The sequence below is a fragment of the Gilliamella sp. X-60 genome, from assembly GCF_057063585.1.
In genome coordinates this window covers 1-14,167 of sequence record NZ_JBXSQJ010000030.1, presented here as the reverse complement: position 1 = coordinate 14,167, position 14,167 = coordinate 1, and the positions used below count along the sequence as shown (strand labels likewise).

The window sequence follows — 14,167 nt, the reverse complement described above, 5'->3', positions numbered from 1 at the left end:
TTTACGATGTCTTAGAGATTAGTTTTCTTCAGTATCTTCTTCTTAGTGTTAGTGAGTAATCTAGGTTTTATGTTTTTGAATATAGCCTTAATGGCTAAGATTAATTTATTTATAGGAAGATTATTATGTCTAAGAAAACTGGTCAAGTTAAATGGTTCAACGAAAGTAAAGGTTTTGGTTTTATTTCTCCTGCTGATGGTAGTAAAGATGTATTTGTACATTTTTCAGCAATTTCTGGTGATGGATTCAAAACATTAGGCGAAGGTCAACAAGTAGAATTCTCAATTCAAGACAGCCCTCGTGGTCCTGCGGCAGCAGATGTTACCATCATCTAAGATTTATATTTTATTTTTTAGTTTTGCTACCCTATCGGTAAATTGTTACTGATAGGGTATTTTCTTATATAGACTTCCCGCCTTAAATTCTTTACCATATTCTGGCTATTTCTAGTATTAATTATCATTTTTCATGATATTAGCAATAAACTTATGATATAAGGAAAGAAAATGAAAAGATTACTATTTATTGTGTTATTAGGTTTTTCTTCAATTTCTATGGCGGATTTAACTGAATCATGTAAAACCTATTTTGATAAACTTGACAGTTTTATGAAAGCAATTCCTAAACAACAATCTGATATGATTAAACAAAGCGTTGAACTGGCTAAACAACAAATTTCGTCACTGTCTGCAGATAATCAAGCTCCAGCTTGTAAGCGAGGTATGGATTTTCTTCAACAAGCTGAAGCAAATTTATTTAAAAAATAATATAATTTATCGTTTATTATGACGAAAATCCCAAGGAGCTATAGGATGTTTATCTTTCCATAGCCCTTTTTGGGTTTGTTTTGCACTTACCTCTAATTTTACCATTATCTTGTTGTCAGCAACCCCTTTATAACGATAAGCCCAAGCGTAACCACTTTCTACCATTTTGGCATTGATATTCACCTTATTAAAAAAGATAGTACCTAAAGTTCTTTTATAGATATCCTTTTTATTTTCTTTGACAAAAACATTTTTACCCGCAATGAGTGAGGCTAAATATCTTCGTGATGCATTACCAAAGGCTTGCCCTCTTTCTGGCGCATCAATATCAAGTAATCGAACACGAATTTTTTGCTTTTTTACCGTCAAAATATCTACTGTGTCTCCATCAATCACTTTGACAACTTTACCACTGAAATCAGCATAAGCTAGCGTATTTGATAAAAAAGATAGAATAATAAAAATCAATAAGTGTTTTAAGTAATTCATGATAAATAAAAAAGGTATAATAATTTGTAGCATTATACATTGATTATTGAAACTTACGACGTTGTGATGATATTTTTACTTGATAATTAGCCGTTTGTTTCATGTCTGCTTTTGTGTTTACACCATGATAAACAAAATCTAACTTAGCGATGATAAATTATTTTTAATGAGAAAAAGCATTATATTCAGCCATACTTATATTGTGTATGGCTGATTGGGGTGGGGAAGATTTTTAAATTAAAAAGTATTGGTATCTTGGAATAAACCTACTTTTAAATCAGATGCTTGGTAAATTAATTTGCCATCAACAAAAACTTCACCATCACCAATACCCATAATTAATTTGCGGTTAATTACGCGTTTAAAATGGATTTTATAAGTCACTTTTTTATTGGTTGGTAATACTTGTCCAGTGAATTTTACTTCACCAACACCTAAAGCTCGCCCTTTACCTTTACCGCCAATCCAACCTAAATAAAAGCCTACCAATTGCCACATAGCATCAAGCCCTAGGCAACCAGGCATAACTGGATCATTTTTAAAATGACATTTAAAAAACCATAAATCAGGATTAATATCAAGTTCTGCCTCGACAAAACCTTTGCCAAAATTACCACCGTTTTCATTCATCTCGATAACACGATCCATCATTAACATTAAATCAGATGGTAATGGAGGGCCATCATGGCCAAATAGTTCATTATTTCCTGATTTAATTAAATCAGCTTTATCGTACGATGATTTACGTTCAAATGTCATAAAAAAACCTTTTATTTAATGTAAATTAAAACATGCTTTAAAAAATTGAAAGTTACCTAGCTCTTATTTATTCCATAATGAATAAAATTTTGGGCTAAAGTTTATTGGGTATTGTTACTTTTTGCAATATTTTTGCCATTTAGTTAGCCAACTATCTTGTTTTTTGTCTTGTAATAATGCTGCCTGCATACGCGCATGAATTAATTGGTAAAGATTGATACTACTTTTATCTTTATACGGAATACCTGTCAGCAAATAAAGAGCATCGGCAATATGTTCAACTGTCCATATTGAAAACTTATCTTGTTCAATAGCTTCAATAACTTCATCACTTAAACTTAAATGGCGTTGATTGGTGGCTGGTATGATCACTCCTTGTTGACCTGTTAAGCCTTGATGCTGACAAACGGCAAAAAATCCTTCAATTTTTTCGTTAACACCTCCAATTGCTTGAACATGACCAAATTGATCCACTGAACCGGTTACAGCCAACTGCTGATCGATAGGTTGCTGAGATAAAGCGCTAATGATTGCACAAAGTCCGGCAAGCGAAGCACTATCACCATCAATTTCACTATAAGATTGCTCAAAAACCAAAGAAGTCGAAAAAGGTAATTGGTGATTAAATGCAAACTCAGACATGATAAAAGCCTGCATTATCATCATTCCTTTTGAATGAATATTACCGGCTAATTCTGTTTTGCGTTCAATATCAATGAGCTCACCATCGCCAAAATGAATAAGGCAACTTAAACGTGTCGGTTCGCCGATAGCTTTTGGATGTCCAGGATATTCAATTACCGATAAACCATTTATTTGTCCAACCACTTGATCTTTCGTATTAATCATTATTTGATTACTAAATATTTCATCATGCACTCTATCTTGCAAATAATCTTCGTGCCATGATTTTCTCTTGATCGCAGTTGTAATCGCTGATTCGTCTATTACATTATTTTGCATAAAGTAAGTTGCATTGACTAATAATGAATTAACCCAATCAACCGAAAGGGGTAGATAATATTGGTCACCAGTATAGCGAGTTGCTACTTTGTAAATTTTTGCAATAGCCGAGGTATCAATATCGGGTAATTGCTGTTTATGGGCAATAAATTTTAAATAGTTAATCCAGTGTTCAAGTTGTTCGGGTGATTTAATCTGTAATTCATTTTCAAATTCAGTGTAAATAGATGTTGAATAAAATTCAGGTTCGAAATCTTGTAATTCGGCTAAACTTAATCTATCTCCGACTAAAATGACACGTAAATCAAGTGGCATAGGCGGAATAGATAAGGGTAAAGGATGAGATTCGTCAGATGAACTCCACTCAAATTCTTGTTTCATTATCATGTGCTTTAGCTTTGTCCATAACGATGGTTGGCTAAGTAGCGAGCGAAGACCTAAAATTAAAACGCCACCGTTAGCACGATGAACTAGTCCTGCGTGTAATTTAATTGGGCCATTTTCAGGTTGTCTAACACAACCAAAAAGTTTTTCAGCATCAACAGAAGAAGCAAATAAGCAATTATCTTGAGCTGCAAAATTATCTTGCTTGCTTTTCGCTTCGGTTAGTGTAATTTTGCTTTCGCTAAAAAAATAACTATAACCGAGAGATGCTGGTGATAAATCACATTTAATGGCTCGTCTTAGTAAATCAAAAAGAAGTTCACTTTCAGGCGCTTTAAGCAATATAAAACGAGGGCTATAACATTCTCTTTTTGGGGAGCATAACAGGGATAAAGCAGATGCAGCGCGAGGTTGCCACATGAGTAAATGTTCTGATTTTTCTGATGTTAATACTGTTGAAGTATTTGTCGTGTTTTTGCGTTTAGAAAAATAAGATAAATCGGGTTGGATTTGTTGTGCGTTGAGTTGTGTAATGGCCAAAATTATTGTCTTTTTGTTAGCTTATTTCATCTTCAAATTATAACAAGTATCCGAAGTATCGCCAACAGCTTACCAAAATCTTTATGCTAACAAATAAAAAATTTACAGAAAGATTTTTCAAAATCAGGTAAACTAAGTCAAAATTTATTGTTTATTTAGCTTCACTATCACCATTATCAACGACTAAACATGCTCAAAATCAAAAATACTTACTTCAAAGACGATCGTGCCTCACAAATTGTTAGCTGGGGGCATTGGTTTACGTTGTTTAATATTTTTGTTGTAATTTTGCTTGGTAGTCAATATTTACTTATTGCGGATTGGCCTCGTACTTTCATGGGGCGGTTTTATGCAATCATTAGCTCCATTGGTCATTTTAGTTATTTGACCTTTGTCGCTTATTTAGTTCTACTTTTTCCGCTAAGTTTTTTTATTTATTCGTCGCGATGGCAAAGGATTATTGCAACGGTTTTTGCAACAGTCGGTATTTCATTACTGATTATTGATATTGAAGTTTTTTCGCATTTTAGAATGCATCTGAATTTGTCGATTTGGCAATTATTCTCATCGCAAAAAGTTTCTTATTTAAGTACGGTATTTATTGCCATTCCCTTTGTTTTATTGATTGAGATTTTATTTGCATTATGGAGTTGGAAAAAACTACGTAGCTTAAGTAAACGCAAACGCTATGCAAAACCAGTTGTGATTTTTTTTATTGTTTGCTTCGTTGCCTCACATTTGATCCATAGTTGGGCTGATGCTAATTTTTATCGCCCCATTACCATGCAACGTTCAAGCCTTCCGCTTTCTTATCCTTTAACTGCTCGCCATTTTCTTGAACGGTATGGCTTTATGAAAGAAAACGGTTATCGCGATCGTGTTGCTCAAGAAGGCAATCCTTTTGCGATGGCAACTGAATACCCATTAGGACGTATTGTTTATGATAAACAACCGATAAAAAATAATGTGCTTATGATTGTTATTGATGGGTGGAATACAAATTTATTAACTAAACATATGCCTAGATTGAATGCGTTTGCTCAAGATAATATTACCTTTACAAATCATTATGGTGCAAGTAATCAGTCATATTTGAATGACTTTTCATTATTTTACGGATTAGATCCTAACTACTATAATAGTATTTTAGTTGGACATAAGCCTTCTGTATTGCTCGAGGTTGTGACTAAACAGCACTATAATTTAGGTCTGTTTTCAGCAGACGGTTTTGCTGAACCTTTATATCGTTCTGCATTATTATCTAATTTTTCAATACCAGAGCCTAAAAAACAATCCAATAAACAAATAACCGAAAATTGGAGAGCATGGCATGAAGAACAGAATCATTTGGATAATCATGCGCCTTTATTTTCTATCATCCAATATTCGTTAGGTGATAAAAACAAAAAAATTGCGATATCTGATCTTCAAATTGAAGCTAAAAAGTTAGATCAGTATATTGAATCCTTAATTGCTTATTTAAGATTATCGAATGCTTACGATGATACGGTGATTATTATTACTGGTACGAATGATATTAAAATTGATGAAGCGAAAAAAATAGCACTACGCAATACAGGTAGTGATTTTAACCGTGCATCATTAAAAGTACCATTGATTATGTCATGGCCTAATAAAGAAAGTGCTCAAATAGCAGAAGCATCTTCGCAAACCGATATTATGTGTACATTAATGCAAGACGTATTTCATGTGACTACGCCACCACAGCAATATAATCAAGGTAGAAATCTATTTAAGGGAAAATCTAGACAGTGGCTCGTTGCGGGTGATGAAAATACCATTGCTGCAATTTATGATGATAAAACAGTGGTTTTAGATGCCTTTGGCCGTTCTAAAATTTATGATCCTAATGGTAAATTACAAAAAGGCGAAAAAATCAGCTTGCCGATCTTTTTACAAATAGTCACTGAAAATCGCCGTTTTATGGTAGTGGATAATTGATTTAACTGTCGAATATAGAGCAATAAAAAGAGGGTGAAGATTACTTCACCTCTTTACCCATTGCCTGTAAATCAGCATGATAGGATGAACGCACAAATGGTCCACAAGCAGCATGGGTAAATCCCATATTTAATGCTGTTTGCTTCAACTCTTCAAATTCTTGTGGTGACACATAACGTTCAACTGGTAAATGATATTTACTTGGTTGTAAATATTGACCCAGCGTTAACATAGTCACACCATGACTCCGTAAATCCTTTAATACTTGAATTAACTCTTCGTTTGTTTCACCTAGTCCAACCATCAAGCCCGATTTTGTTGGAATTTCTGGATGTCGCTCTTTAAACCTAGCCAGTAAATTGAGTGATCCTTCATAGCTAGCACCAGGACGGATCTTTTTATATAAACGAGGGATATTCTCTAAGTTATGATTAAACACATCAGGTGGATTATCGCTTAACACTTCAATTGCTTCATCAATACAGCCACGAAAATCGGGGGTGAGTGTTTCAACTTTTATATTTGGATTTAAGGTTCGGATTTCTTGAGTACAAGAGGCAAAATGACTTGCACCCCCATCTTTTAAATCGTCCCTATCCACAGAGGTTATAACGACATAGCGCAACTTCATCTCTTGAATTGTTTTAGCCAGTTTTATGGGTTCTTCGCGATCTGGGGGTAATGGTCTGCCATGGGCAACATCACAAAATGGGCAACGGCGAGTACAAATATCGCCCAAAATCATAAAAGTGGCTGTACCATGGTTAAAGCATTCTGCTAAGTTAGGACAAGAGGCTTCTTCACAAACTGAATGCAGCCCATGTTTGCGCATGGTGTTTTTGATATGTGCAATATTATCAGAGTGAGCAGATAACTTAATTCGCATCCATTCAGGTTTTTTAAGTGGCGTTGCATCTTCTAATGTGATTGTTGGGATTAAGCGTGTTTTGTCAGCATCACGATATTTTGAGCTTCTGATCGTTGTTTCATTATTTTGCATATTAGGTATCTTAATACTTAGGTAGATGATTGATAAAATTATCGGTTAATCGTTGTTTAATTTCGTTACGGTCGATATTTAAAACATAGTCTTTTAATTGTGTCATTTGTAATCCAGCATAACCACAAGGGTTAATGTTATTGAAAGGGGCAAGATCCATATCAATATTTAATGCCAGCCCATGTAGTGTACAACCTCGGTTTATATGCAAACCGAGCGAACAAATTTTTTTATGATCAATATACACTCCTGGAGCCTCTGCTTTTGTGTAAGCTATGATACCATAGTGCGCTAAAGTTTGAATGACACTATTTTCTAAAAAACTGACCATATCACGAATACCAATATGGCGTCTTCTTAAGTCAATTAGGGTATACATGATTTGTTGACCGGGTGCATGATAGGTAATTTGACCGCCGCGATCAGTTTGAATAACAGGAATATCTGTACAATTTAATAAATGTTCAGCTTTACCCACTTTTCCTTGGGTAAATACAGGTTGATGTTCTACTAACCAAATTTCATCAAGTGTTTGTTCATGACGATTTTGGGTAAAGTCATGCATAGCTTGATAAGTTTGCATATAAGGAACAATATGTAGGTCTTGGACGATAACATTATTAATGCTCATGGTATTGCTTATTGTCATTGGTATTAACAAAAAATTTGTGAATATATATCAGATTTTACTACAATTTGACAACTTGTAGATGATTTCGGTATAGACATTCTAGCTATTTTTTTGTATTTATTCATTACTAAAATTTGGTTTTTATCAAATAACTAGCACTGTTGTAAATGTCACCATTGAAATAGTTGATTAATTTGATAGGAATTAACATTCTTTTCTAAGCTTTGGTTTGCTTTACTTTTTTTTTGAAAATGGCAGACTTATGCGGTGAAACTCCATAATGCAGGGTTGTAATTTATATAGTTATTTATAGCTAAGGATAGCAAATACTGCATTTTTTTAAACAAAAAAGAGGTTTTTATATGTCGGATATGCAAGTGAATGATATCGATCCCATTGAAACACAAGATTGGCTCAAGAGTCTTGATTCAATTATTCGCGAAGAAGGTATAGAACGTGCACAATATATTATTGAACAAATAGTCAATAAAGCAAGAGATGGCGGTGTACCACTACTTTTTGGTTCTTCAACAAGTAATTATGTCAATACTATCCCTGTAGAAGAACAACCTGCTTATCCTGGCGATTGGGAAATAGAACGTCGCATTCGTTCAATTGTTCGCTGGAATGCAATTATGATGGTGCTAAGGGCATCAAAAAAAGATCTGGAACTAGGTGGTCATATGGCATCGTTTCAGTCTGCTGCTACGTTTTATGAAGTTTGCTTTAACCATTTCTTCCGTGCACGCAATGAAAAAGATGGTGGTGATCTGGTTTATTTCCAAGGGCATATTTCACCAGGTGTTTATTCACGCGCATTTATTGAAGGTCGTTTAACCGAAGAACAACTTGATAATTTCCGCCAAGAAGTACATGGTAAAGGACTCCCTTCTTACCCTCATCCTAAATTACTTCCTGAATTTTGGCAATTCCCAACAGTCTCAATGGGGCTTGGTCCTATTAGTGCTATTTATCAAGCACGTTTTTTAAAATATTTAGAAAATCGTGGACTAAAAGATACTTCTGAACAAACTGTCTATGCTTTCTTAGGTGATGGTGAGATGGATGAGCCTGAATCAAAAGGCGCAATCACCGTTGCAACGCGTGAAAAATTAGATAATTTGGTATTTGTTATCAACTGTAATTTACAACGATTAGATGGTCCAGTAACCGGTAATGGTAAAATTATTAATGAACTTGAAGGTGTATTTGCTGGCGCAGGCTGGAATGTGATTAAAGTTCTTTGGGGCGATCGTTGGGATAAATTACTACAAAAAGATAAATCAGGTAAATTAATTCGTCTAATGAATGAAACGCTTGATGGTGATTATCAAACATTAAAATCAAAAGATGGCGCTTATGTGCGTGAGCATTTCTTTGGCAAATATCCAGAAACTGCTGAATTAGTTAAAGATATGTCTGATGAAGAAATCTTTAGATTAAACCGTGGTGGTCAAGATCCAGCTAAAATGTTTGCTGCATTCCAACGAGCAAAAGAAACTAAAGATCGCCCAACTGTTATTCTTGCTCACACCATTAAAGGTTATGGTATGGGTGCTGCAGCCGAAGCGAAAAATATTGCTCACCAAGTGAAAAAAATGAATATGGATGGTGTGCGTCATGTTCGTGATTTCTTCAATATTCCTGTAACAGATGAAGCTCTTGAAAAATTACCTTATATCAAATTTGAGGAACACACGCCAGAATACAAATATATTCATGAACGTCGTAATGCATTACATGGTTATGTTCCGTCAAGATTAACCAAATTCTCTGGTACGGTTTCTATTCCATCATTAAGCGAATTTTCGTCATTACTTGAAGCACAGTCAAAAGAAATTTCTACCACAATTGCGTTTGTCCGTGCACTTAACATCATGCTTAAGGATAAAGAATTAGCACCACGCTTAGTACCAATTTTGGCTGATGAAGCGCGTACTTTTGGTATGGAAGGTTTATTCCGTCAAATTGGGATTTATAACCCACATGGGCAACAATATACGCCACAAGATAAAGAGCAAGTTGCTTATTATCGTGAAGACGAAAAAGGTCAAATTTTACAAGAAGGGATTAATGAATGTGGTGCAACCGCTTCATGGTTAGCTGCTGCGACATCATATAGCACCAATGATTTCCCAATGATTCCATTCTACATTTATTATTCTATGTTCGGTTTCCAACGTATTGGCGATTTAATGTGGGCAGCTGGCGATCAGCAAGCACGCGGATTTATGATCGGTGGTACATCAGGTCGTACAACATTAAATGGTGAAGGCTTACAACACCAAGATGGTCATAGCCACATTCAATCATTAACCATACCTAACTGTATCTCATATGATCCTGCTTATGCTTATGAAGTTGCGGTTATTATGCAAGACGGTTTACGTCGTATGTATGGCGAACAAGAAAACGTTTACTACTATATTACAACACTCAATGAAAACTATGCACAGCCTGCAATGCCAGAAGGTGCAGAAGAAGGCATTCGTCGTGGTATTTATAAACTTGATACTGTTGAAGGTCAAAAAGGTAAACCGACTGTTCAATTATTAGGTTCTGGTTCGATTTTACGTCATGTACGTGATGCGGCTGACATCTTAGCTAAAAACTATGGCATTAGTTCTGAAGTTTATAGCGTAACATCATTTACTGAACTTGCTCGTGATGGACAAGATTGTGAACGATACAATATGCTACATCCAAGTGAAACACCAAAAGTGCCTTATGTTGCACAAATTATGAATAACAATCCAGCAGTAGTTTCAACTGATTATATGAAAATTTTTGCTGAGCAAATTCGTGGATTTGTACCTGCTGAAAGTTATCGAGTGCTTGGTACTGACGGCTTTGGTCGCAGTGATAGCCGTGAAAATTTACGCCATCACTTTGAAGTTGATGCATCTTATGTTGTAGTTGCAGCATTGGGTGAACTTGCTAAACGTGGTGATATCGAAGTTAGCGTTGTTGAAGAAGCGATCAAAAAATTCGAAATCAATGCTGATAAACTTAATCCACGAATTGCATAAGAGGTTGTTATAATGAGTATTCAAATTAAATTACCAGATATTGGCGGTGATGAGGTCGAGGTGACCGAAATTCTGGTTAATGTAGGTGACAAAGTTGAAGCTGATCAGTCAATTATGACTGTTGAAGGTGATAAAGCATCAATGGAAATCCCAGCACCACAAGCCGGTATTGTTAAATCTATTTCGGTAAAAATTGGCGATAAAGTCCAAACAGGTGTGGACATTATGGTCTTTGATGAACAGGGTGGTGCAGAGCCTGCGGCTCCAGCACAAGAAGCACCAAAAGTTGAAGTCGCACCAACTGCTGCTGCGAGTCAAACTGTTGATGTCAATGTACCTGATATTGGTGGCGATGAAGTTGAAGTGACCGAACTTTTAGTAAAAGTTGGCGATACTATATCTGTTGATGATTCGTTAATTACCGTTGAAGGTGATAAAGCGTCAATGGAAGTACCCGCAACCATTGCCGGCACGGTTAAAAGTATCACAGTGAAAGTAGGCGATAAGGTGAAAACAGGTTCCAAAATTATGGAATTTGAAGTAACAACCAGTGCAGCACCAGCTACTCAAACAGCGCCGGTAGCGGCAGCACCTGTTGCTGAAAAAGCCACACCAGCACCAACACCAGCGCCTGTTACCGCACAATCAGCGCCTGTAACATCAGGCAATGAATTTGTTGAAAATGATGCTTATGCGCATGCAACTCCATCAGTGCGCCGTTTAGCGCGTGAATTTAGCGTAAATCTCGCTAAAGTCACCGCGACAGGTCCTAAAAACCGTATTTTACGTGAAGACATTCAAGCGTACGTTAAAAATGCCGTTAAGCAAATTGAAAGTGGTGCTGCTGGCGGTGCATTACCAGGTTTATTACCATGGCCGAAAGTCGATTTCAGCAAATTTGGTGAAGTTGAAAGCCTACCATTAACTAAAATTCAAAAAGTATCAGGTGCAAATTTACACCGTAACTGGGTCATGATTCCACATGTGACAGAGTTTGATGAAACCGATATTACTGATTTAGAAGCATTCCGTAAGCAACAAAATGCAGAAGCTGATAAGAAGAAACTTGACCTTAAGATCACACCTTTAGTGTTTATCATGAAAGCGGTAGCTAGCGCATTAACAGCGTATCCACGCTTTAATAGCTCATTATCTGAAGATGCTCAAACGCTAATCATCAAAAAATACATTAATATAGGTGTTGCTGTTGATACACCAAATGGTCTTGTTGTGCCAGTATTTAAAGATGTTGATAAAAAAGGCATTGTTGAACTTTCACGAGAACTTGCGGCAATTTCTAAAAAAGCGCGTGAAGGTAAATTGACTGGTAGCGATATGCAAGGTGGATGTTTCACTATTTCTAGCCTTGGTGGTATTGGTACAACCTCGTTTACACCAATTGTCAATGCACCAGAAGTGGGTATTTTAGGTGTATCTCGTTCTAGCATGAAACCAGTTTGGAATGGTAAAGAGTTTACACCACGCTTAATGTTACCTTTATCATTATCCTTTGATCACCGAGTGATTGATGGTGCGGATGGTGCGCGCTTCTTAAGCCATATTGTTAACGTCTTATCCGACTTACGTCGTTTAGTGATGTAATTAAGGAGATCAAATTATGAGTCAAGATGTTAAAACGCAAGTTGTGGTTTTAGGGGCAGGACCAGCGGGTTATTCCGCTGCGTTCCGCGCGGCTGACCTTGGACTAGATGTGACCCTTGTTGAACGTTATTCAACACTTGGTGGTGTCTGTTTAAATGTAGGCTGTATTCCATCAAAAGCATTACTTCATGTTGCTAAAGTAATGGATGAAGCAAAATCATTAACTGAACATGGTATCCATTTTGGTACGCCGAGACTTGAATTAGACAAAGTGCGTGGCTGGAAAGAAAAAGTCATTAGTCAGCTGACTAACGGGCTTGCTGGCATGGCAAAAATGCGCAAAGTCAATGTGATTCAAGGTGAAGCTCAGTTTACTGGTAGTCATACCATGGATGTGACTTCATCAAAAGGGATCACTAAAATTACCTTTGATAATGCCATTATTGCAGCGGGTTCTCGTCCAATTAAGTTACCTTTTATTCCACATGATGATCCGCGTATTTGGGATTCAACAGATGCCTTAGCGCTAACCACCATTCCTAAAAAATTATTATTAATGGGTGGCGGAATTATTGGCCTTGAAATGGGTACTGTATACCATGCATTAGGTTCAGAAGTGGATGTGGTTGAAATGTTTGACCAAGTGATCCCAGCTGCGGATAAAGATGTGATTAAAGTCTTTACTAAGCAGATCCAAAAGAAATTCACTTTACGATTGGAAACCAAAGTGACCACCGTTGAAGCCAAACATGATGCAATTTACGTCACCATGGAAAAGAAAGACGGCACCACCGAAACCCATACTTATGATGCGGTATTAGTGGCGATTGGTCGTACGCCAAATGGTAAGTTAATTAGTGCAGAAAAAGCTGGCGTTAATGTCACCGATCGTGGATTTATCGAAGTGGATAAACAGATGCGCACTAACGTACCACACATTTATGCCATTGGTGATATTGTGGGACAACCAATGCTTGCGCACAAAGGTGTACACGAAGGGCATGTGGCAGCAGAAGTGATTGCTGGTAAAAAACACTTCTTCGATCCAAAAACTATTCCTTCTATTGCCTATACTGAACCTGAAGTAGCTTGGGTGGGCTTAACTGAAAAAGAAGCGAAAGAAAAAGGTATTGATTATGAAGTGTCAATCTTCCCATGGGCTGCATCAGGGCGCGCTATTGCTTCGGATTGTTCAGAAGGGATGACAAAACTCATCTTCAATAAAGCAGATAATCGCTTGCTAGGTGGTGCGGTTGTTGGTGTAAATGGCGGTGAATTACTAGGTGAAATCACTTTAGCTGTTGAAATGGGCTGTGATGCAGAAGATATTGCATTAACTATCCATGCTCACCCAACATTGCATGAATCAATCGGCTTAGCTTCTGAAATTTATGAAGGCTCAGTCACCGATTTACCTAATGCCAAAGCAAAGAAAAAATAGTGACAACAAGTCATTTATTTACTTAATAAAATGCCGTTAGCTCAAACTAACGGCATTTTTATTTGTCTTAAAATAAGCTAATTTATTTTTGTAAAAAACTTTCAGGAAACACTACGTTTCAGTAAAAAATTGAATTGAACGACTAAATGCAAATCCTAATGAAAACGAGAGATAAATAAGTTATTTATCATGATAACTTCCGTAACCGTCAATACGCTAATATTAGTTATTGCTGATAGGTATCTTTATATTATTAAAAAGATTAGAATACTTAGGATTTTATTCAGATGATTTATCTCAGATGAATTTGTCTGTAAGTATATAAAAAGATTTTTCAGAAAAACAATACCCATTAATAGGGGCTGTTGATCTTTGTTGTACATAAATTACTCAACAATACATTGGCAGCCACATTAACATAAATGCCAGTGATACCATACTGGCATAATTCCTTTCTAACTTATCGTATCTAGTTGATATTGAACGATATTGCTTGATTCTAGCAAAGGCATTCTCGACTAAATGACGATAGCGATAAAGGCACCTATCCATACTGCTTTTATCTATATCCTTACCATAATTACGTTTAGCAATCACCGT

General features: G+C 36.2%; 12 protein-coding genes. 6 read left to right on the top strand and 6 right to left on the bottom strand.

Translation table 11 applies throughout. The features are described from left to right. Window positions 1–125 precede the first annotated feature (125 nt). Entirely contained in the window at window positions 126–335 is a 210-nt protein-coding gene (gene cspE / locus ACYIAM_RS12185; RefSeq protein ID WP_034909833.1) for a transcription antiterminator/RNA stability regulator CspE, read from the top strand. A 171-nt stretch (window positions 336–506) separates the two neighbouring features. Further along, a complete protein-coding gene (locus ACYIAM_RS12180) occupies window positions 507–767 on the top strand; it encodes a DUF5339 family protein (protein WP_174797245.1) in 261 nt (86 codons plus the stop codon). 6 nt (window positions 768–773) lie between these two features. Here ACYIAM_RS12180 and ACYIAM_RS12175 read toward each other — a convergent pair whose 3' ends face one another. The 3 genes from ACYIAM_RS12175 to ACYIAM_RS12165 form a co-directional block, all read right to left on the bottom strand. Next, window positions 774–1,289 (bottom strand): thermonuclease family protein, encoded by a 516-nt coding sequence (locus ACYIAM_RS12175; RefSeq protein WP_174797244.1) that lies wholly within the window; start codon window positions 1,287–1,289, stop codon window positions 774–776. 204 nt (window positions 1,290–1,493) lie between these two features. Further along, on the bottom strand, window positions 1,494–2,015 hold the full coding sequence (gene fabA / locus ACYIAM_RS12170) for a bifunctional 3-hydroxydecanoyl-ACP dehydratase/trans-2-decenoyl-ACP isomerase (RefSeq protein WP_065581835.1): 522 nt from the start codon (window positions 2,013–2,015) through the stop codon (window positions 1,494–1,496). Window positions 2,016–2,129: 114 nt separating this feature from the next. Then, window positions 2,130–3,902, bottom strand: coding sequence for an AAA family ATPase (locus tag ACYIAM_RS12165; protein WP_483748454.1), 1,773 nt, complete (start codon window positions 3,900–3,902; stop codon window positions 2,130–2,132). Between the two features lie 189 nt (window positions 3,903–4,091). Here ACYIAM_RS12165 and ACYIAM_RS12160 point away from each other — a divergent pair, with 189 nt between their 5' ends. Next, window positions 4,092–5,864 (top strand): DUF3413 domain-containing protein, encoded by a 1,773-nt coding sequence (locus ACYIAM_RS12160; RefSeq protein ID WP_483748453.1) that lies wholly within the window; start codon window positions 4,092–4,094, stop codon window positions 5,862–5,864. Window positions 5,865–5,904: 40 nt separating this feature from the next. Here the strand turns inward: ACYIAM_RS12160 and lipA are convergent, their stop codons facing one another. After that, a complete protein-coding gene (gene lipA, locus ACYIAM_RS12155) occupies window positions 5,905–6,864 on the bottom strand; it encodes a lipoyl synthase (RefSeq protein WP_174797241.1) in 960 nt (319 codons plus the stop codon). Between the two features lie 10 nt (window positions 6,865–6,874). Further along, window positions 6,875–7,495 (bottom strand): lipoyl(octanoyl) transferase LipB, encoded by a 621-nt coding sequence (gene lipB / locus ACYIAM_RS12150; protein ID WP_483748452.1) that lies wholly within the window; start codon window positions 7,493–7,495, stop codon window positions 6,875–6,877. Between the two features lie 362 nt (window positions 7,496–7,857). Here lipB and aceE point away from each other — a divergent pair, with 362 nt between their 5' ends. Genes aceE through lpdA form a run of 3 tightly spaced genes read left to right on the top strand, consistent with a single transcriptional unit; the run spans window position 7,858 to window position 13,567 of the window. Next, on the top strand, window positions 7,858–10,524 hold the full coding sequence (aceE, locus tag ACYIAM_RS12145; protein ID WP_483748451.1) for a pyruvate dehydrogenase (acetyl-transferring), homodimeric type: 2,667 nt from the start codon (window positions 7,858–7,860) through the stop codon (window positions 10,522–10,524). A 12-nt stretch (window positions 10,525–10,536) separates the two neighbouring features. Continuing rightward, window positions 10,537–12,126, top strand: coding sequence for a pyruvate dehydrogenase complex dihydrolipoyllysine-residue acetyltransferase (gene aceF / locus ACYIAM_RS12140; protein ID WP_483748450.1), 1,590 nt, complete (start codon window positions 10,537–10,539; stop codon window positions 12,124–12,126). Between the two features lie 16 nt (window positions 12,127–12,142). Next, window positions 12,143–13,567: a dihydrolipoyl dehydrogenase gene (gene lpdA, locus ACYIAM_RS12135; RefSeq protein ID WP_174797237.1), complete on the top strand. Its 1,425-nt coding sequence runs from the start codon at window positions 12,143–12,145 to the stop codon at window positions 13,565–13,567. A 390-nt stretch (window positions 13,568–13,957) separates the two neighbouring features. On the opposite strand, the gene ACYIAM_RS12130 is transcribed toward lpdA, so the two are convergent. Next, on the bottom strand, window positions 13,958–14,167 hold a 210-nt coding region (locus ACYIAM_RS12130; protein WP_141671378.1), incomplete at its 5' end, for a transposase.

What these genes read in the sequence shown, in the direction of transcription:
- cspE (WP_034909833.1), top strand. Translation starts at nt 126, where the DNA reads ATGTCTAAGAAAACTGGTCAAGTTAAATGGTTCAACGAAAGTAAAGGT.
- aceF (WP_483748450.1), top strand. Translation starts at nt 10,537, where the DNA reads ATGAGTATTCAAATTAAATTACCAGATATTGGCGGTGATGAGGTCGAG.
- lipB (WP_483748452.1), bottom strand. Translation starts at nt 7,495, where the DNA reads ATGAGCATTAATAATGTTATCGTCCAAGACCTACATATTGTTCCTTAT.
- fabA (WP_065581835.1), bottom strand. Translation starts at nt 2,015, where the DNA reads ATGACATTTGAACGTAAATCATCGTACGATAAAGCTGATTTAATTAAA.
- lipA (WP_174797241.1), bottom strand. Translation starts at nt 6,864, where the DNA reads ATGCAAAATAATGAAACAACGATCAGAAGCTCAAAATATCGTGATGCT.
- ACYIAM_RS12175 (WP_174797244.1), bottom strand. Translation starts at nt 1,289, where the DNA reads ATGCTACAAATTATTATACCTTTTTTATTTATCATGAATTACTTAAAA.
- lpdA (WP_174797237.1), top strand. Translation starts at nt 12,143, where the DNA reads ATGAGTCAAGATGTTAAAACGCAAGTTGTGGTTTTAGGGGCAGGACCA.
- ACYIAM_RS12160 (WP_483748453.1), top strand. Translation starts at nt 4,092, where the DNA reads ATGCTCAAAATCAAAAATACTTACTTCAAAGACGATCGTGCCTCACAA.
- aceE (WP_483748451.1), top strand. Translation starts at nt 7,858, where the DNA reads ATGTCGGATATGCAAGTGAATGATATCGATCCCATTGAAACACAAGAT.
- ACYIAM_RS12180 (WP_174797245.1), top strand. Translation starts at nt 507, where the DNA reads ATGAAAAGATTACTATTTATTGTGTTATTAGGTTTTTCTTCAATTTCT.